This window comes from Blautia sp. AM47-4 (assembly GCF_003479865.1).
Classification (GTDB): domain Bacteria; phylum Bacillota; class Clostridia; order Lachnospirales; family Lachnospiraceae; genus Fusicatenibacter; species Fusicatenibacter saccharivorans.
This window is the reverse complement of record NZ_QUHY01000001.1, coordinates 13,827-34,384: the sequence shown is the minus strand read 5'-3', so window position 1 is coordinate 34,384 and position 20,558 is coordinate 13,827. Positions and strand designations below refer to the sequence as shown.

15 protein-coding genes and 2 pseudogenes are annotated in these 20,558 nt (G+C 48.8%); 2 read left to right on the top strand and 15 right to left on the bottom strand.

The window, feature by feature from the left end:
• Positions 1-17: 17 nt before the first annotated feature.
• From DW965_RS00160 to DW965_RS00090, 15 genes and pseudogenes are all read right to left on the bottom strand, one after another.
• The gene (locus DW965_RS00160; RefSeq protein ID WP_119197867.1) at positions 18-416 is read right to left on the bottom strand and encodes a hypothetical protein; all 399 of its coding nucleotides are present in this window, start codon (positions 414-416) and stop codon (positions 18-20) included.
• Positions 416-1,147, bottom strand: a complete 732-nt coding sequence (locus tag DW965_RS00155) for a putative ABC transporter permease subunit (protein WP_117812976.1) — start codon at positions 1,145-1,147, stop codon at positions 416-418. The genes DW965_RS00160 and DW965_RS00155 overlap by 1 nt, the downstream gene beginning before the upstream one ends.
• Complete coding sequence (locus tag DW965_RS00150) at positions 1,140-1,865, bottom strand: ABC transporter ATP-binding protein (RefSeq protein ID WP_055221955.1); 726 nt, start codon at positions 1,863-1,865, stop codon at positions 1,140-1,142. Before DW965_RS00150 ends, DW965_RS00155 begins: the two co-directional genes overlap by 8 nt.
• 379 nt (positions 1,866-2,244) lie before the next feature.
• Positions 2,245-3,551: pseudogene (locus DW965_RS21870) on the bottom strand (alpha-L-fucosidase).
• A gap of 117 nt (positions 3,552-3,668) precedes the next feature.
• On the bottom strand, positions 3,669-5,039 hold the full coding sequence (locus tag DW965_RS00140; protein ID WP_117510371.1) for an MATE family efflux transporter: 1,371 nt from the start codon (positions 5,037-5,039) through the stop codon (positions 3,669-3,671).
• A 200-nt stretch (positions 5,040-5,239) separates the two neighbouring features.
• Positions 5,240-7,459 carry a beta-glucosidase BglX gene (gene bglX / locus DW965_RS00135; RefSeq protein WP_119197866.1) on the bottom strand — a complete coding sequence of 740 codons (2,220 nt, stop codon included), beginning with the start codon at positions 7,457-7,459 and terminating at the stop codon, positions 5,240-5,242.
• Between the two features lie 247 nt (positions 7,460-7,706).
• Positions 7,707-9,302 (bottom strand): response regulator transcription factor, encoded by a 1,596-nt coding sequence (locus DW965_RS00130; RefSeq protein WP_119197865.1) that lies wholly within the window; start codon positions 9,300-9,302, stop codon positions 7,707-7,709.
• Positions 9,280-11,022, bottom strand: a complete 1,743-nt coding sequence (locus DW965_RS00125) for a sensor histidine kinase (protein ID WP_119197864.1) — start codon at positions 11,020-11,022, stop codon at positions 9,280-9,282. The genes DW965_RS00130 and DW965_RS00125 overlap by 23 nt, the downstream gene beginning before the upstream one ends.
• A gap of 189 nt (positions 11,023-11,211) precedes the next feature.
• The gene (locus tag DW965_RS00120; RefSeq protein WP_022461198.1) at positions 11,212-12,114 is read right to left on the bottom strand and encodes a carbohydrate ABC transporter permease; all 903 of its coding nucleotides are present in this window, start codon (positions 12,112-12,114) and stop codon (positions 11,212-11,214) included.
• 12 nt (positions 12,115-12,126) lie between these two features.
• Positions 12,127-13,064 (bottom strand): annotated as a pseudogene (locus tag DW965_RS00115) (ABC transporter permease).
• A gap of 145 nt (positions 13,065-13,209) precedes the next feature.
• A complete protein-coding gene (locus DW965_RS00110; RefSeq protein WP_119197863.1) occupies positions 13,210-14,733 on the bottom strand; it encodes an ABC transporter substrate-binding protein in 1,524 nt (507 codons plus the stop codon).
• A gap of 142 nt (positions 14,734-14,875) precedes the next feature.
• Complete coding sequence (locus DW965_RS00105; RefSeq protein WP_119197862.1) at positions 14,876-16,666, bottom strand: ABC transporter ATP-binding protein; 1,791 nt, start codon at positions 16,664-16,666, stop codon at positions 14,876-14,878.
• A complete protein-coding gene (locus DW965_RS00100) occupies positions 16,638-17,954 on the bottom strand; it encodes a nucleotidyltransferase domain-containing protein (protein ID WP_119197861.1) in 1,317 nt (438 codons plus the stop codon). The genes DW965_RS00105 and DW965_RS00100 overlap by 29 nt, the downstream gene beginning before the upstream one ends.
• Entirely contained in the window at positions 17,951-18,442 is a 492-nt protein-coding gene (locus DW965_RS00095; RefSeq protein ID WP_117761465.1) for a S24/S26 family peptidase, read from the bottom strand. The genes DW965_RS00100 and DW965_RS00095 overlap by 4 nt, the downstream gene beginning before the upstream one ends.
• Positions 18,439-19,362: a hypothetical protein gene (locus tag DW965_RS00090; protein WP_117761466.1), complete on the bottom strand. Its 924-nt coding sequence runs from the start codon at positions 19,360-19,362 to the stop codon at positions 18,439-18,441. The genes DW965_RS00095 and DW965_RS00090 overlap by 4 nt, the downstream gene beginning before the upstream one ends.
• Positions 19,363-19,671: 309 nt before the next feature.
• Between DW965_RS00090 and DW965_RS00085 the strand changes: the two genes are divergently transcribed.
• A complete protein-coding gene (locus tag DW965_RS00085; protein ID WP_117804659.1) occupies positions 19,672-20,010 on the top strand; it encodes a PqqD family peptide modification chaperone in 339 nt (112 codons plus the stop codon).
• Positions 20,007-20,402, top strand: coding sequence for a hypothetical protein (locus DW965_RS00080; protein ID WP_117804660.1), 396 nt, complete (start codon positions 20,007-20,009; stop codon positions 20,400-20,402). The genes DW965_RS00085 and DW965_RS00080 overlap by 4 nt, the downstream gene beginning before the upstream one ends.
• Positions 20,403-20,558 lie beyond the last annotated feature (156 nt).

Sequence of the window (20,558 nt, the reverse complement as noted above, 5' to 3'; positions counted from 1 at the left end):
GACAGGCAGTTCCCCTTTCAGGAGGCGGAATATGGTGCCATCGGCGACAAGCCGGGTCCAAAGGCCGGTGGTTTTAGCCATGCCAAGGCTGGAAATGATTGAAATGAGGCAATACCAAGCATGAAGACCGGCCAGATGAGAGGCATCAGAACACAATTCATGAACCAGGCCGGTGTGCGGTACAGTTTTTTCCATTCAATCATCGCATAGGTGCGGACCGGATTTTTGCTTTTGACGGTTCGGGTCACTTCTTCTTTGGATAAAATGCGTTTTTCGCTGGTGGTCTCGCTCATGCCGAGGACAGCCGGGAGGTAGATTTTCCAGGCGAGAGCGAAAAAGACAGCAAGGATGACGGCTGTTGTAGCGATGTAGAGTATCATTTTGAGAAAGGATGCATCTGCAAGGCTTCCGGTCATCAGGGCAGGTTCGGAAAAATGGTCCGGAAGGCGCGCAGAGTGCCCTTCTGGCTTTCCATCAGGTTCATGATATCCTGCATTTCAAAATTTCCGATACTGCGCGAAAATACGTTGATGCCGATCGCAAAAATCAGGGATGCGGCGAATCCGAGGTAGCTTAAGAAATCCTTGTTTCGGATATTTTTGAAAAGACGCATCACGAGCATCGTCAAAACTGCGGCGTAAACGAGCGGCACAACCGGGAAAATAAGGCAGGCGAGGATCATATTGATCCAGTAAAAAATGCCCATTTTGGCGCTGATCCCGTACCCTAACAGAAACGGAAAGAACAGCAGTACAATAAGATAGTATTCGTTCAGCAGACAGCAGAAGCCTTTCGCACCGACAATCTGCGCCGGGGTAAACGGCAGCGGCAAAAGCTTTACGAGGTCAGAGTCCATGTAATACTCGCTCAGAAACAGCGGCAGGCCATAGAAGAAAATGACCATCATGCCAATGGCACAGACGAACTCGATCAGCAGGGTTTCCAGCCCGAGCGGCTGCAGGAAGGTATAGCCGGAATATCCCAGAAGAAACAGTAAGACCGACACAGGAAGGAGGCAGACACCAAGCAGAAGGTATACAACGATACGTCCTCCGTCCGAAAATGCTTTCTTTTTTCCGCTCTTCTGATTGCTTTTTCCTGGTCCGCTTTTCAGAAGGAAACGGGTGAGAATCCATAAGTTACGCATGTTCGGTGATCTCCAGAAAGATATTTTCAAGTGTCTGATCCGGATAGGCCGCTTTTAATTCTTCCAGGGTACCCAGGTATACCTGGCGGCCGTGATGGATGATGGCGATGCGGTCGCAGAGTTTTTCCGCTACTTCCAGCACATGGGTGGAAAACAGCACGGCGTTTCCGGCATCGGCGTGTTCACGCATCATCTGTTTGAGCTCGTGCGCGGAGCGCGGGTCAAGGCCGGTCAGCGGCTCATCGAGAATCCAGACCGGCGGCTTGTGGATCAGTGCGCCCATCACCATGATTTTCTGACGCATGCCATGCGAGTAGCTCATGATACGGCTCGAAAGGTTCTCTTCCATCTCAAAGCGTTTTGCGGTTTCTTCGATAAAACGCTGACGTTCTTCCGTTCCGACACCGTAGATATCTGCCATGAAATTCAGGTATTCAATTCCCCTGACGCGAAGAAACGCATCCGGGTCATCGGGCACAAAGCCGAACTGGCGCTTGGCTTCGAGCGGATCCTTCTGAATATCTTTTCCATTGATTTCAATCGTTCCTTCGGACGGCGCCAGGATGCCGGTGATCATTTTTAATGTTGTCGTTTTCCCGGCTCCGTTTGGGCCGATAAATCCGGTGATCTTTCCATCTTCGATATCCCAGGAAAGATCATCGACGGCTTTTTTGCTTCCATCGCCGTAAATTTTGCTGACGTGGTTCAGACGAATCATGTTTTATTCCCCCTCTTTTTTTCTTGTAAAACGAAACTGTGATTCTCTTGCTTCGTTTCTAAAAACAGACTGCCCTTTTCTCACTCCGAAAGCTCTTATCCTTCCCTGCGCAGGAAAAGGAGTCAGGCGGATCTTCGCAATCCGCTTCGCTACTTGCTTGATTCAGTTAAATTTCGAAGCACGGGCTGTGATCTTGTGTTTTTTTCAGTATGCATTCTTCTGCCAGAACTGTCAATCAGCGGAACGAAAAATACAGAATTTTGTAAGAACTTGTAAGACTTTTAGAGCGTGTCTGAAAAAAAGATACCGCAAAGTGAAGCCTGCAGATTGCGGAAATGCTTTTTCAGACACGCTCCAGAATCAAATCCGATTTTACCCTCTACTTTTTCAGAATCACATCGATGACTGTATCGACTCCATCCGGCAATACCGGGTCTTCGCCGAGATCGGCGAATGCCATGGTCGGATAATCGCTGTGTACCCAGCTTGTGGAAACCGGGATTTCCGCGCCGGTTGCGACGTAGCGGATCGCCTGGATTTCTTCTTTTTTCACGCCGGGCAGCGGCAGCGGCCCAACGGTATTTTCATAGACATGAAAATACAGATGGTTTCCGTGGCGCGTCACACGGCCAAAGTCCGGTTTCTCAATACCGGCTTTTCCGCAGCCGTAAATGCTCTCTCCGTTTTTCTTCATCCACTTTCCAATCTCAGCCAGCCGTTCGATCGACTCCTCCGGGATATTTCCCCTGGCGTCCGGGCCGACATTCAAAAGCAGGTTTCCACCCTTCGATACGCACTCGACCAGCTTTTTGATCAGCATCGGTGCCGGTTTGAAGAAGTGGTCGTTGGCACAATAGCCCCAGTGATTGTTCATCGTAACGCAGGATTCCCAGGCGATATCGTTTCCATTTACATCCTGGATGCCATTCGGCGGAATCATCTGCTCCGGCTCACAAAGTCGCCGTGGTATGGGGTCGGATTTCCGGCCGCCAGAGAACCGTAGCCCTCTCCGCTCACCTCGAGACGGTTGTCGATGATGACATCCGGCTGGAGCTTCCGCACCATATTGATCAGCTCCGTCGCTTTCCATGCTTCGCCGCGCAGCGTATCGTAGGAAAAGTCAAACCACAGCACATCGAGCTTTCCGTAGTTTGTGCAGATCTCGCGTACCTGATTGTGCATGTAGGTCAGGTAGCGGTCGAAATCGCGGTCATCGTTTTTGTATGCCGGGTTGTTCCGCATCGGGTGGTTCCGGTCGCCGTAATGTGGGAAATCGTCGTGGAACCAGTCGAGCAGGGAGAAATACAAACCGACCTTCAGTCCTTCTGCGCGGACGGCATCAACGTACTCTGCAACGAGGTCGCGGCCGCATTTCGTGTTGGTGGATTTGAAATCGGTATACTGGCTGTCAAACAGGCAGAATCCATCGTGATGCTTGGCAGTCAGAACCACGTATTTCATACCGGCCTCTTTCGCCGCCTTGGCCCATTTCCGCGGCTCGAAATCAACAGGATTGAACTCCTCAAAATATTTCATGTAATCTTCTTTTGGAATCTGCTCGGTACTCCGCACCCATTCTCCGCGCGCCGGGATGGCGTAAAGCCCCCAGTGGATAAACATGCCGAAACGGGCGTCGCGGTACCACTCCATCCGCCTGTCATAGGCTTCTCTGTCAAATTTGTACATCGTTTTGCTTCCTCCTGTTTTAGTTTTATATTGGTAATGATTCAGAGTACCATTTCGCATGGCTCTGAATCGTTACGTCAAGCGGATATTCGCAATCCGCTTCGCTGCTTGATTCGATTAAATCTTAATTTTCACCCATTTTCCCTGTTTGAATCGGATCGTCGCAAAGATAAACCGTGACATCTGATCCGCCAGCACGCCGAACCAGATTCCGACGATGCCAAGCCCCAGCGTGTAACCGCCGAGATACGAAACGATCGTACGAATAAATGTAACGCTGATCATGGATGCAACTGCCGTATAAAGCGTATCTCCCGCACCGCGCAGGCATCCCATGTAAATAACCTGACAGATCTGGAAAATGACGACGAAAATAATGACATGGATGATGCTGACACCGATTTCAATGATATGCTGTTCTTCGAAAAACAGACTGTACAGCCATCTTCCGCCGAAGAGATAAATCGCAACGAGGCATACTGCGATGCCCGCGCCGATCAGACGGCACGTTCTGCCGTACTCTTTCGCAAGATCCGGCTTTTTTGCGCCAAGGCTCCGGCCGATCAGTGCAACCGCTGCGGACTGAAGGCCGTCACCGAACGCAAACGAAAGCGACATAATATTCATGCCGACCTGGTGTGCCGCCATCGCATCGGTTCCCTGCTTGGCCGCCATGATCGCCGTCATCATAAAGCCGATCCGCATGAAAACCTGTTCGAAAAACACACTGTACCCGACCCTGACCAGGCTGATGAACGCTGCAATCGTCGGTTTAATTTTGTTCTTCAGAATATAGCCAAGGTTCAGGAATCCGTCTTGCTTTGTGATGGAAAGGATGCTCATCACACATCCGACAACCGTTCCTGTGACGGTTGCCAGTGCCGCACCCTGAATGCCGAGTGCCGGGAACCCGAAATGGCCGTTGATCAGAAGATAATTCAGAATAATATTAATCGTATTTGATGTTACATTTGTGCGCATCGTGATTTTTGTATTGCCCGCACCGCGCTGTGCCGAGTTGATCCCCATCTGGATACAGTTAAAAATCATACCGCCCATGATGATACGGAAATATGTTACTGCGCCGTTATGCGTCTCCGCCGTTGAGCCGCACAGATGGATGATCGGACTTGCAAACGCCACAAATCCAACACTGAATGCAGCTGCCGCAAGGATAATAAATACAAGCGCAGTTACCAGAGTCTCATTCGCCGCACTCTGTCTTTGTTCCCCTCGCCGCCGCGCAACAAGGGCGGAAATCGACACATTCAGTGCAAAGAAAAACGCCAGGCCAAGCAGCTTCGGCTGTGTCGTCAGGCCGACCGCGGCAACTGCGTAAGAGCCAAGCGAGCTTACCATCAGCGAATCCACAAGACCCGCAAATGCAATAAAAAACGACTCCACGATCGCCGGCCACGCCATGTTGACGGCGGTCTGGAATGTGTCTTTGTGGTATTTCCCCTGTAACTTGTTTCCTAAGTACCCCATTTCTTTTCCTCTCTTTCGTCCCAATACCAATTTCTATTTTACTTTGTTTTAACAGAAGGGTCAATACGGTACCGGCAGAAAAAAGCCAGCCGCAAAAGCAAAATTCTTTTCGCTTTTTGTGGCTGGCTTTTCTTTTATCTTTCCGTAGCGATTCAGACCCCCATCTTGATTCCGCTTACGCTACATCCCAGTATTGCTTCTTATTTTTTCAGCACAAATTCTGCCTTATTCTCTGTCGTGCTGTCGCTTCCGATGAAGACTTCGAAAGCACCGTTTTCACTTTCTACACGCTCATTTTCTGTCAGGAAGCGAAGCTCTTCTTCTGTGATTTTGAAGATGACTTCGGTTTCTTCTCCCGGCTGAAGGGTTACCTTGCAGAAATCTTTCAGCTCTTTCACCGGGCGTACCACGGATGCGGCTACGTCGTGGATGTAAAGCTGTACGGTCTCGGTTCCCTTTGTATCGCCGGTGTTTTTCACGGTTACGGAGGCTTTAATCTCATCTTCCATGCCAAGCTCTGCCTTGTCCAGTTTCACATCTGAAATTGCAAAGCTGGTGTAGCCAAGGCCATATCCGAACGGGAACAGTGGTGCGTTCGGGATGTCGAGGTATTTGGAACGGAAACGGTCTTTGTCCTTGCCCGGCACGTGCGGTCTTCCGGTGGAATACTCGTTGTAGTGAACCGGCACCTGGCCTACAGAGTACGGGAAACTCATGGTCAGCTTGCCGCTTGGAGCGTATGCACCAAAAACAACGTCTGCGATTGCATTGGCACCCTCGGTACCCGGCATCCACACTTCAAGAACAGCTTTTGCTTTCGATACGACATCGCGCAGGTCGAGCGGACGGCCATTGAAGAGGACAACGACAACGTTTTCATTGACTTTTGAAACGCGCTCAAGCAGTCTCTGCTGGATTTCCGGGATACGGATGTTCGCGTTGCTGGTTGCCTCGCCGGACTGCAGACGATCCTCACCGATCGCAAGAACGACAACATCGGCCTCTTTTGCTGCGTTTACAGCCTCAAGAAGCATTGCTTCTTCCTCTTCCGGCGTGGTGGACTGCTCCATCGCCTCGCCGAAGCCCTCCAGGCGGATGTCGGAGCCAAGCATCGGAGAGCCTGCATGGAAGCTCATGTTTGTCGTATCTGCCTGCGCTTTTACGGCCTCTTCCAGATTTGTCACATCCTTTGCATCTCCGATGAAGGACCAGGAGCCCATCAGGTTTCTGCTGTGGACATACGGTCCGACCCAGGCAATCTTCTTCTCCTTGCCAAGCGGCAGGATTTTCTCTTCGTTTTTCAGCAGTACAAACGATTTTCTTGCGGCTTCTCTTGCCAGATCGCGGTGCTCTTTGCAGAGAATTACCTCTTTTTCTTTCGTCTCGTCTGCGTCTTTATACGGATTTTCAAACAGTCCCAGTTTGTTTTTCAGTTCCAGAATACGCATGCAGGACTCATCGATCAGATCCTCGGAAATCTTACCCTCTCTTACAAGACGGCACAGGTTTTCGCAGTAAATACCGGTCATCATATCAATGTCAACGCCTGCCTCGGCTGAGCGGACAGCTGCCTCCTCGCGGTCTGCGCAATAGCCGTGGTAAATAATCTCTTCGATCGCTGCCCAGTCGGAAATCAGAACGCCGTCAAATCCCATTTCGTCACGCAGGATGCCGCGCATCAGTTTCTTGTTTCCGGTTGCCGGAACACCGTTTACCGTGTTGAAGGAAGTCATTACCATCGCTGCGCCTGCATCGATGCCGGCTTTGTAGGACGGCAGATAGAAGTCACGGAAGGTATGCTCGGAAAGCTCTACCGTATTGTAGTCTCTTCCTGCTGTCGGTGCGCCATAGCCTGCGAAATGCTTCACACAGGAAGCAATTTTGTACGGCTCCTTCAGATCGTCTCCCTGGAATCCGCGCACCATTCCGGCACAGAACAGGCCGTTCAGATACGGATCCTCACCGGTAGACTCCATGACACGGCCCCATCTCGCATCGCGAACCAGGTCGGTCATCGGTGCGAAGGTTACGTGAAGGCCGGAAACGGCTGCCTCTTTTGCAGCAACTGCCGCACACTTTTCGGAGAGCTCCGGTTCAAACGTTGCGCCCTGTCCCAGCGGAATCGGGAAAATGGTCTTGAAGCCGTTGATGACATCCAGCATGAACAGCATCGGGATATGATGCGGGTGCTGCTCCACGAAATCCTTCTGGATTTTCTTTAATGTTTCTGCGCCCATGGAACCCAGGATGGAACCGGAAAGCGCTACATTTTCCGGCGTAAAGCCTTTATCTGCCATCGGTCCCATCGCCGTGATGTCCATATCTTTATTGAAAAAGGCGCCCACCACCTGGCTCATCTGGTTCACTTTTTCTTCCAGCGTCATGTCGGCCAGAAGCTCTTTTAATTTCTGCTCGGTCATTTTTTCTCCTCCATACCTCGTTTTTGCTGTATCTGCTTCTTCAGAAACCCCTAAAATGTCAGAAAAATATCGCTTTTCCGTTTTTTCTGAATCTTATACTGAAATTTTACCACATCTGACCTGAAAAAAATATCCCCTGATCCGACCTTTTTCTTTCACTATTCCGACCTGTTTGCTGCTGTTCCGGTGCGTAAGAAAGTGATAAAATCCTCTGTTATTTCCCGGACATGTGAAGGGTGGCTTTCCGCTATTTTTCACTAAAGCTTCTTCGGTATTCCAGCGGTGCGTATCCCGTATTGTCCTTAAACATCTTCGTAAAGTACGAGAAATTGCTGTACCCCACATACAGCGACACCGTATTGATCGGCAGCGTGCTCTGTGTCAGAAGCTTTTTTGCCTCCTCCACCCGCTTTTGGATGATATAATTACTGATCGAAATACCCTTTTCTTTTTTAAAAATCCGGGACAGATAATCCGTATTCAAAAAGACAAGCTCCCCAAGCTCCTCCCGGTGAATCTCCTCCCGGTAATGTGCATCGATATAAGCGCATACCTGACTCGTGACCGAATCTGATTTGTTGATGTACTGTCTGTACTGAACTGCTTTCCGAACCAGTACCCCGGCATATTCCATCATCTCTTCTCTGCCATAAAGGGAATTCCGATGCAGGTTTTCCATATCCGCATCTGCAAACAGTGCATACGCCTTGATCTCCCGTTCCGAAAGCCATGCATATACCACCTGGGTCAGATCGGTACGGAGCGCTACCAGAAATTCTCTGGTAATCATTCCTTCCCGTTCCGTCCGGTCAAGGTATTTCTGCAGCCGCTCCAGCAGCTCCTCCGGTTTTTCCTCCGAAAGCAGAGCTTTCCACACATCCAGCTCCTTATTTTCGTAGCTGGTCTGCGGAGCCTGAAATTCATTCAGAAACAGCACCTCGTTCCGCACGGAAAGGCTTCCCTCCCGCATTTTCTGAAGATTCCGGCTCTGCTTTTGCATCCCCAGTACAGATTCCCACTGTCCGGCACCGCACCACAGCTCCAGATAGATTTTTTCATTCATCCACGCAACAAACTGCCGCAGAATTTCACAGTCCCGCTCACTGTCCTGCGGGAATGCTTTTTCCTTTGACTGTGTAACAATCCAGTAGCTGCCCGGTTCCTGGTAAAAAACAGTATCTACCGCAATATCCGTTTCCTCATACAGTTCCGACAGCACATTTTCGATCACAAACTCCATGGTCGCGGTATCCCACATCTCCCGCTTATTGCTCTTTATTTCCGGCATCAGACAAATCAGCCGGAAATAGTGTCCCGGTCCGTATGGCAGCTGACGCTGTGCTGCCGTTTCGCAGAATTTTTCCTCGGAGAAGCCGTCTTTCAGCACATTTTTCCAGATATCCTGCTGCAGAATTTTTCTGTTCTGGTTCCACTTGATGCTTTCCTGCCTGAGATCCTGTATTTTCTTTTCTTTCGCAACGGATTCCGCCGCACGCTGTACGGCCTCCTTCAGCTTGTCAAAATCGATGGGCTTTAGCAGATAATCGACACTGTTCAGCTGAATCGCTCTTCTGGCATAGTCAAACTCCGCATAGCTTGTCAGGAATATGACCTGGACCTTCAGCTCCTCTTTTCTGACCCACTCCACAAAGTCGAATCCCGTTCCGCCCGGCATCACGATATCGCTGATCACGATATCAATGTCCACCATTCCCATGATGTTTTTCGCCTGCTGTACGGAAAACGCAGTGTACACCTCGCTCACCCCGGTCTCTGTAAGATCGAGGTTTCTTTTGATACTTTCAATCACGTACTCTTCATCATCCACGAGCAATAGTTTCATGTTCTTCTCCCCCTGTCCTGTATGGAATATGGATATCTACAATCGCTCCGCCGAGCGGACTGTTATCGAAATGAATCTCGCCGGAATCGCCATAATAATAGTGGAATCGTTTCAGACAGTTTTCGATTCCGATATGCTTTCCATGCTCGGAAATATCTTCCCCTGCTTTCAGCCTTTGCAGCGTCTCCTCCGGAAAGCCGTTTCCAGTGTCCGAAATATAAATGTTGACATACTTTTCGTCTCCGCGGTCCTCCGGGTAAACCGTCACGGAAATCAGCGGAACCTTCTCCAGCGTCAGGGCATGTTTTGCCGCATTCTCTACAAACACCTGAATCAGGAACGGGAAGATTACTGCGTTTTCCACCTCTTCATGAACCTCAAAATAATAGGTGAATTTTTCCGGATAGCGCAGCAGCAGAATTTTGAGGTAATTTTCACAGTGGTTCGTCTCCGCCGTTACCGGCACCATCTCGCTTGTATTCCGGAAAATATACGCAAGATAATCGGACGTAATACGGCTCATCGACTTTGCATGGTCGTACTGACCGAAGTCGATCATGCTGTAGATAAAGTTCAGACAGTTCATATAAAAATGCGGGCGGATCTGGATTTTCAGGTAGTCCATCTCGATTTTCTGTTTTTGCAGCTCCTGCTCATACAGCGTGATCTTCAACCGGCGGATCTGGTGAATCATGTTTCGGAATTTATCGTCAATCTGCTCCAGCTCTACCAGGTTTCCTTCCGACATCTGATAGGTGAGGTCCCCATTGTCATATTTCTGAAGATTTTCCGTAAACATACCGACCGGCCTTAGAATTTTGCTTTCCAGATGGAACAAAAGCATGGAACCCGCAATGACCATCAGAAAAGCAACGCCGAGAAGGGCAAACACACTTCCCGTCATCAGATTTAAGACTCCCGTCCAGGAAATCTTAATCCGGATTTCAAACGGCGCCTGTGAAAGCTCCTGCCGGAAGGTGTAATTGTCAGTATCAATTTTCGAATCGTCCGTTACAATTCCTTTTTCCGTCAGTATTCCGATGCTTTTTCCGTTCTGGTCAACGAGGCTGACATAGCCGCTCTTCCCAAGAGACAGTTCAGAGAACGGTTCCAGAATTGTCTTCAGATTGACGTAGCAGCCGAGTCCGACGCCCTGACTCTGCGCTACCTTGAGCATATAAATATCGTCTCCCTGGCACATCACGGTCCATTTTTTCTTGACTGCATACGCCTGCTGCGACAGGCTTTTGATCCTGCGCTTCAGCGCTTCCTGCAAATAGGGATCAACGGTGTAAAGCCCGTCGGAGGAAATGCTCAGCTGATATAAGCTGTCATCCTTCTGCGTATAGAGAAAAACATTGTAATCCGTTCCAAAATCCCACGCTGCAGATACATAATTCCTTCGCAGCTGCGTAATGACATATTCCTCATACTGATCCTTCTCCATCAGATCCATATATTTCCAGAAAGCAGAATCCGGGTTGGAGCTGTCCATTACAGTCGAGAACAGGTTTCGGCTGATTCGAAAAAAACGGTTATCCAGCTCATCCGTATACAGCTTTGAAATCTCTTCCAGCTGCTCATATACCTGCCGCTGCGTCCGGTTCAGAATAAGCACGCTCCCAGCCAGAAAAAGCAGCAGCATACTCAGCAGGCAGATCAAAAGATAACGCCCCTGCTGCGCCAGTGTTGTTTTTTTCGTCTGTTTTGAAATACGCATGAAGTTTCCTCCTTTTTCTGTTCCGGTACACTCGAAATTTTTCCGTGTTTGATTTTACGAACTGATCTTTTTTCTGAATATAATACAGCAGAAAAACAGTACACCTCATGTTTCCATGAGTCTGTACTGTTTTTCTGATTTATGTCGGAAACACCGAAATGTTTCTCTTTTTTATTCCTGCATGGAAAATCATCCCTTTACCGCACCAAGTGTGATACCTTCTGCGAAGTATTTCTGAAGGAACGGATAGATGATAAACAGCGGCAGCATGGCGATAAATGCGATTGCCATACGGATCGAGGTTGTCGGCAGCTTTGCCACCTCGGCACCGATATTTCCAGTTACTTTTCCACTTGCCAGGTACTGAATATCGGTGATCATCTGGTTCAGCAGGTTCTGGATACTGTAAAGCTTCTGGCCTTCATTTCCTGATAAATAGTATAAACCATTTGTCCAGTCATTCCAATAGCCAAGTGCGGAAAACAGTCCCATGGTTACCAGAATCGGTTTTCCAAGCGGCAGTGTGATGCTGGTGAAAATCTTCATGTGTCCTGCGCCATCGATTTTGGCCGCCTCGAACAGCGCGTCCGGGATACTGGTGTTAAAGTAGCTTCGGATCATCAGCACGTTGTTTGCACTTAACAGGAAGCCCGGAACAATCAACGCCCAGATCGTGTTTTTGATGTGAAGATAATTTACATACATCAAGTAGGTCGGCACCAGTCCGCCGTTGAACAGCATCGTAAAGAATACGAAAAAGGTAATTGCTCTGCGGTACGGCAGTTTTTTAACAGAAAGCGGATATGCCAACAGAGCGGACATCGCAATATTTGCAGCGGTACCAACAATCGTTACAAAAACGGTGATTCCGTACGCTCTCAGGATTTTCTCACCCTGACGGATGATATAGGAGTAAGCATAAAAGCTAAATTTCTCCGGGAAGAACGAATATCCGTTGCGGATCAGTGTGTTTTCATCGGTCAGCGAGGAAATAAATACGAGTACAAACGGCAGTACAATGGATAACGTAATCAGAATGAGTACTACATTAATCCAGAACTGGAAACGTTTTGCTTTTTTTGAATTTGTCATACTTCCATCCTCCTAGAATAATGCCTGGTCTTTGTCTACTCTGCGGACAATCCAGTTACTCAACATTACGACACAGAAGCCTACCAGAGACTGGTATACACCGGCTGCAGATGACATACTGATATTTCCCTGCTCAATCAGGGCGCGGTATACATAGGTATCGATAACGTTTGTGGTCGGGAACAGAACACCGGAGTTCATTGGTACCTGATAGAACAGACCGAAATCGGAATAGAAAATTCTTCCGATGCTGAGAAGCAGCAGGGTGATGATGGTCGGAACGAGGCTCGGCAGTGTGATTTTCGTAATCTCCTGCCATTTGCTTGCGCCGTCCAGTCTGGCAGCCTCATAGAAGGAAGGATCGATACCGATCAGCGATGCAATGTAGATCAGGCATCCGTATCCTACGCCCTTCCAGCAGTTCGCGATGATCAGGACCGCCGGCCAGTATTTCGGTTTCTGGTACCACTGAATCGGGTCAATGTGGAACAACGGAAGGATCGAGTTGTTGACAAGACCATTTTCTGCACTCAGAAGCGCATATACGATGTAGCTTAAGATAACCATGGACATCAGGAACGGAAGAAGAATCGCACTCTGATATATCTTTTTGAGCTTTGTGTTTCTTACCTCCGTAATCAGAATCGCAATGGCAATTCCGACTACCATGTTTACAAGAATAAATGCAACGTTATACAGCAACGTGTTTCTTGTAATAATCCATGCATCCTTGGAAGCAAACAGGAACTTGAAGTTTTTAAGTCCTGCCCACGGGCTTGCCAGATACCTTTCGCAAAATTCAGTTTTTTAAACGCAATCACCATACCTGCCATCGGGATATAGTTGTTGATCAGCAGATACAGAAGTGCCGGAAGCATCATCAGATAAAGCGGCCAGTATTCCTTCAGCACGTTTTTCTTTTTTCCTTTTTTAACCTCTGCTTTTTTCATAAAGCGTGTCTCCTTTTATGAGGGCTGTTTTTTCAGGTTCTTTCACAGAGAAGGCTCCACATCTTTTCTAGTAAGAGTGGAGCCTCGGTTACTGTATCACACCGGATTTTCTTCCGCCCCGGTCGTGTTCTTTTTACAAATTAGCCTATTTCTTTGCAAGAAATGCATCCAGCTGCTCCTGCTTTGCAGCAATGACATCATCGATTCCCGCATCGTCCAGTGCCTCCAGGAACTGTGGAAGCAGTTCTTCCGGATCTCCGGAGCCGCTGCTAAGTGCGCCGTTGTACTGGCTGATTACGTTGTTCAGGGCTGATACCTGATCCGCATATTCGCTGTTATCAAAGACAAATCCCAGTGCTTTCGACTCGATACCGGAAGCGTTGAACTCCTGCATTTTGTCCCAGAGCTGCGGGTCAGATCCATCCCATTTGTATGCGATGAACTGGTTCGGAAGCTCCCATCCACAGTTAAAGCTGTAGCCTGCATTGTCTGCTGTTACACCGTCCGGGTAGTTGATGATTCCGTTTTCTTCATCTTCTACTACGTAGTCGGTTCCCTCTTCGCCCCAGTTCAGAAGGTTCATGACCTCCGGGCTGCCATAGATATAATCGAGAACCTGCATTGCTTTTTCCGGATTTTCGGAGTTCTGTGCTACAGAGAAGATAATTCCGCCGTAAGAGGATGAGTTGATGATCGGCTGATCATAGAACGGTACGATTTTAAACTCATATCCTGTGGAGCTCTGGAACTCAACCGGGGTACCTGGATGATAAGCAAAGAACAAGGAGAAGAGATTTCCTGCTTTGCATACGGTTCTCCAGTTTTCTGTGTTTGTTCCGGCATCCTTGCTGATATAGCCTTTCTGATACCAGTCATGCAGCATAGTTGCAGTCTCCTTGTACCAGTCGCTTGCAAAGTAGTTTTCTACGGTTGTGCTGTTGGTCTGATCCATCAGAGCGCCCGTGTTGGCATCGCCAAGTCCATCAGCGCGGGACAGACGGCTCAGAGGCGTATCACTGTTGTTGCTGGAGAACAGCATTGTCATATCAGGCTCGCCTGCCTGTACGGTCTCAAATACTTTCTCCATATCCTTCGGCTCTTTGATTTCATCGGTATTGATATTATACTTTTCTACCAGGTCTTTTCTCATGAAGATGGCTGGAATGCTGCCTCGTTCGATCTGGTTCGGAACGCCATAGACAAACCCATCAATCTGATTTGTTTTTGCAATATCCTCGCCATAGATATCTTTCAGGTTTGTGCCGTATTTGTCAATCAGTTCAGACATATCCATGATCTGGCCGGAATGCATATACTGTACAGCTGTTGTTGCATTTGTGTACAGAAGATCGATTTTCTCATCGCCGGAAAGCATCAGCTGTAACTGCTGAGATGCGCTTGCCCACGGAAGAACAACGATATCGAGCTTTGCATTCAGCTCCGGCTCCAGAATCTCGTTGATTTTTTCTTCGATTCTCTCTTCATCCTGCTGCTGGCTGCCCTGCAGTACCATAGTTACAGTGTACGGCTCGCCTTTTTCCTCTGTCTTTGCCGTACTTCCGGAAGCTGCGGAGGAACCGGAATCAGAACTGGATCCTGTGCTTCCGCATGCTGCCATGGAAAATGCCATGGTTGCCGCAAGAATGCCTGCTAACACTTTTTTCTTCATACTTTTTCTCCTTTTCACGTATCGTGTTGTGTGACCTTTGATGGTTGTATTATAGCAGGATTTTGACTTGCAACTCTATAACTGATTTGACTTTGAAGTATCACTCTTCCGACCTTTGTGTCTTTTTTGTGTCTTTTTTCTGTCAAAAATCTTCCACCATCTTTGCCCCTTCTGCCCCATCGAGTTCGGTCACGGTTCCATTCATGACACGGTAGACTCTCTGGCAGAGGCCGAGGACACTCGGACGGTGCGTCGTAACGATACAGGTTTTGTTGGGACGCTGACGGATGATGTTTCGGAGGACGTTTCGTTCCGTCGTGACATCCAGTGCCGAGGTGGCTTCATCGAGAAGCAGCACCGGGGCATCGCGGAGGACGGCACGGGCGATAGCAAGCCGCTGGGACTGGCCTTCGGAGAAACCGCGGCCACGTTCCCCGACGCGGCTGTTGATGGTATCCGGAAGATGCTGGACGAAATCCCAGGCGCAGGAGATTTTGAGTGCTTCGATAATCTCCTCGTCGGTCGCATCCTCTTTTACCATGCGCATATTTTCGGCGATTGTGCCGGAAAGGATCGTATTTCCCTGTGGAACATAGGCGAAGAGATGACGCGTTTCGGCGTTCATGGGAACCGTCTTTCCGTTTGAGGCAATGATCACGGTTTCCCCCTCCTGCGGGCGGATAAGGCCGAGAATCAGGCGGATCATCGTTGTTTTTCCCTCGCCGGACGGGCCAACCAACGCTACAATCTCGCCGGGAGCGGCCTGAAACTCCGATCTGGTGATTACTTTGTTTCCTTCTATATAGGAAAATTCTACCCCGTGCATCTGTACCCGGAAGCCATCCTTTGCCAGCGGATCAAGCGCGGCACTCTCCGGGATATGGACTTCTTTTGGCAGCTCTACGAGCTCACGGATCCGGTGCGCCGAGACGGAGCTGTTGAGGAAGGACGGAATAATCGAAATCACGTTTCCAAATGCGCCGGAAAGGTTACTCCGCTGCTGCAGGAACAGTGTCATGGTTCCATAGGTAATGTCGTGCGTCCACAGACGGAACAGGCAGTATCCGAACGCCGTAAACTCCACCGCACTCCCGAGAATAGACATTACGATATTGGTTTTGATCGTAAACAGATTATATTTCAGGCTGATGTCTTTGAAAAGTCCCTGCCACCAGCGCATCTTTTTGCTGTAATACGGCGCAATGCCAAACGATTTGATGGTATCAAAATTGTAGAACGCTTCTACCTCAAAGCTCATCAGATTACTGCTCATCTCGCGTACTTCTTTGCTGTATTCCCGCTGGCGGCGGATCATAAACCGCGACATCAGAAGCAGGAACGGTGCGCTTAAAAAAGCAATCAGTGCCATGACCCAGTCATAATGCAGGATCACGAAAAAGGTGGCAATAAACCGATACACGGCAATGATAATCGTCGGGAGCCAGCTGATTGCGTTGCCGCTGACCGTTCCAATGTCGCCGTTGAAACGGTTGAGTACGTCACCGTTTGCGTATTTGCTGATTTCCAGCCAGTCCGCATCGACGATTTTGTCGAAAATATCCGCCTGGATGTCGTTGTTGATGGCGATACCAAGCTTCGTTGAAATGCGGTTGATGACACTCTCAAACCCAAGGCTGAACACGGTGCTTCCGATCATGATGCAAAGCAGCAGCGGGAGCTTCTGTATCTGGTATCCGGTGATGATATCGATCAGGTATTTTCCTGCCACGCTGCCGACAAGCCCAAGCGAAGTGCTTAAGATACCGAGAATCGTATAAAAAACAATCGCACCCTTATAGCGCGCGCTGTAGCCAAAAATCCATTTCCAGTCATCGATGATTTCCGAGAACGTTCCGTTTTTCCATCGCTCCGACAGGATGCGGAGAGACTCGAAGGGAGCGTCTTTACTTTTCTCTTTGGATTCTTCCTGCATGCGCGTCTCCTCTCTTTTTCCCGTCTGTGGTACGGATCATATCGTATTTTTTCAGCAGCTCGACACGTCCCGCACCCACTTCAATGCTCAATTTCTGTCCTTTTTCTCCCTGCCCCAGCCATTTCAGGATTCGCTCCACGTATGCAGCCGGGAGCAGAAACGGATACCTCGCCGCATAGGGATACTTGTTTTTCATATAGGAAGCTTCCGGAACCAGCGATTTCCAGATTCCCCCGGCTGTGTGCTTTTCCATTCCGGTTTCTGCCGCATACAGGGTAATGTTTGCACTGTGGATCCGTCCCGCGCTCGATTTTCCGAACGAACCGGCATCGAGAATATCGATCAGAAGCGCTTCGGAATCCGGGTGAAGCTTCTTTGCGGCACGGACTGCCCCACTTGCTTCATAAGAAAAGCCCAGATACCGCTCGCCGATATCCAGCAGATTGATACAGAAGCACGTCATATGATACTCTTCGCACAGCTGCCAGAACATTTCCCAGTCTATTTTTCTTCCATATATACGAATCATCTGTACCATATCACAGATCTGACGGATCCCGACGCCGCCGTGAAGAAAGTGCTTGAAGCTGTGACAGAGAAGATAGAAAAGATGATGCGTTTCTTCTAAGGTAAAAATACTCTGACCCTGCACTTCCACCCTGGATGGATGCGCAAAAACATCGGAAAATGCACGGTTCAGATAACCATAGGCAGAGGATTCTGTGCTGAACAGCCTGGTATGTATTTCATAGAAGACCCCTGTTTTCGGATGAATGTAGCCCATCTCTTCCGGGGCATCACCGTCTTTGGCATCATTTGGCATTGCGGTTTCTTTGTCCCGCACAAAGCCCTTCCGCATAAAATAGGCATCCACTGCCGAGAAATCCTTTTCCGGAATCAGCAGATCCTCATCCCCGGACGGGCGCAGATCCGGCTTCGGATAGAGATTTCTGCACACAATTCCTTTCATCACCAGCGGCTGCACGCCCAGCTGCGTCAGCTCCTTTTCATCGGAAAGAAACCGCGCTGTACGCGAAACCTGCTGCAAAATACTCTGCATCGCCTGCGTTTTTACCTGTCTGCGAAGCTCGTCCGAAAGCTCTGCAAATTCCGGTGTTTTGCCCACAACATCGTAGACCGCTGACAGCAGCGAATGCTGTGCCGCGAGGACAAACAGATGATTCCATTGTTTTTCTGTCAGCGCCTGAATTTCCGCCGGCGATGCTTTTTCTTCTGTCAAAAACGCACAAATCACCGCAAGGAATGCGGTTTCTGTTTCTGTAATCATCTTCTTTTCCTTTCATTTTCTCTGCACGCATCATTTTTCTTTTTATCCACACCGAATAACCGGGCATATCCATGCATCAGAATCGGGCGAAGCGGGATGATGCGAATCCAGACCTGTGCAAAAAACTCCCACCAGAACGTTCCCGGTACAAGTATTTTTCCTTTTCGCTCCACTTTTGTCACCCGTGCAAAGATCTGCTTCCGTTGCACATGATGCTCGATTTCCGTCTGTGCATCCCCGATTATGTCATAACCGTCTGCATGAACGCGGCAGATCCGATGCACGACAAACTGTCCGCCCGGCCGCTCGTAAAATACGATATCACCTTTCCAAAGTTCCCGCTCCGGCGCTCGGAAGAAAATACTGTCGCGTCCATGAATCAGAAACGGCGCCATGCTGCTCCCGGAAATCACCATACGCACTTCTCTGCCCTGCTCTACAAGTTCTTTCAGCATTCCGACATAGGCACGTGTATCCATCATTTTCATGCATGTTTCTCCCTTTTCTGAATCATGTTTTTGTGCAGTGCAGCTGCATATGTTTCACTTTCGAACGAACCGGCCCCGATCTCCTGCTCCAGCGTTTTCACCGCATCTTCTGAAATGTCGCACGCCAGATGATACACCGGAACTTTTCCAGCAAGCTGTTCGAGAAGGTCGAGACTGTGCACCATTCCCTCCCTGTCCCAGCGGTTCATGGTGATCTGTCCGTACAGGTTTGTAAATGCCTCTGCCGGGCGAAGCCGCCACGCCTGGTTCAGCTTCGCCTGGCTCAGCATCACGATGCATCCGACTGGCAGTTTTTTGTTTTCGCAGACCTCCGACGTTCCGCAGACCGGCCAGCCGTTTGCTGTCCACATTTTGCCATCGTATTCAAGCAATGCCTTATCACCGTTTACGGTGCGGCTTCCCCGGTACTGCTCCCAAAGGCCCGCCTGCGTAGTTTTGCCCGTTCCAGATGGTGCTGAAAAGAGCATGGCCTTCCCCTGATACTCCAGGTATGCACAGTGCAGAATCAGGCATGGCCGCTCCGACAGGCGGCGTTCCAGTGCAAGAAGAGACAGAAATACAACCTCATATTTTGCAACTCCATCCAGATACCATCTCCCGACAAACACCTGTGCATGCTTTTGTGCCGTCTCACGATACAGTGCATAGGGACGCTCTTCTCCTTTCACACCGATCAGGCGGCTCTCCAGCCCTTCCCCGTTACGAAACACCTGCAAATCGACCCGGTTTACAAGTAACTCACCCTCCGCCTCCGGAAGTATATCGACAATAGTAATGGTATAGGTATAGTCTGTCGACTCCTTTTCCACCGCAAACTTTTCCATATCCGCCGGAAGGACCAGCTCCTCCGGAAAGCGCAGCCGGAAGGAAAAGCTTCCTGTCTGAAATGTTTTTTCCATAAAAACTCCTCTTTTTTCTCTGTGATCTTCCATTTTCCACACATCGTGTCACGATCCCTTTTTCCGCATTTATGATAGCAAAAAAAAGATGCTCAGTCAATTGTTTACTCCTGTTATGTAATGTAACTTGTAATTTTTTTACTTCCTTTTCTTTCCTGCTTTTCCTTGACTTTTCCACCTTTTTCTCTTATAATTACTTGTAATGATAACTGTAATTGCATTTCTGCGCGCTTTCTCCTATTTTACCGGTTTGACGGCAGAAATGGTGTTCGCCCGAAAAGGCACGGCACTTTGCAAGAGGAGGTTTTGATGGAACCAATGGCTTCTCCGACCTGGTCGGATCTGTTACAGAAAATAAAAGAAACGAAATATCGTGTCAGCGCCGATTATCTACTGCGTGAAATCGCAGGAGAATACGCGATCATTCCCGTCGGGGCTGCGTGTCAGATTTCGAATGCTGTAATGGTTCCAAACGATACCGCCGTATTCCTCTGGAATGCATTTTTGCAGCCGCATACCATTTCGGAGGTCGTTGCACAGGCGGCAGAAGAGTATGAGGCTCCGGAGGAAAAAATTCAAGATTCCGTGTTAAACTTTGTGCATGATACTTTAAAATATCAATTATTAGAGGAGGTTGTTTCATTATGAGAAGAGAGTGGATGGAACCTGTAATCGAGGTTCAGGAATTTGTTGCAAATGAGTATGTGGCGGCTTGTGGAGATAGTGGAAAGGTTTATAAGTTTGAATGTAATGCCGGAGATAAAAATTTATATCTTATCTATCCTTATAACGTTTATGTTGATTCAAATCACAATGACATCTGGGATGAAGGCGATGAAAAGCTGGGTAGCTATCATGCCTGTGGTGCTGCTCACGAAGCACCTGTACGTGACGACTTTTTAACTGGTTTCATGAAAGATACGCGGCCCTGGAGGGATCAGAGTCCTGTTCCTGTAGTCATCTGGAGAGGTAAAGACGGCAATAATATCCACTGTACCACCAACTTAGACATCAATTCCTGGGCGACCGCAAAATCCTGATTGTTCCCACAACATCATATTTTTTCAAACGACTGTAAAAGGATCGAACCAACCGTTTCGATCCTTTTCTTTCTGTTTCCAGGTAAAGCGTATATTCGCAATCCGCTTCGCTACTTGTTCATAGCCGAATAGCTGCTTCGCTGCTTATCAGGAGTG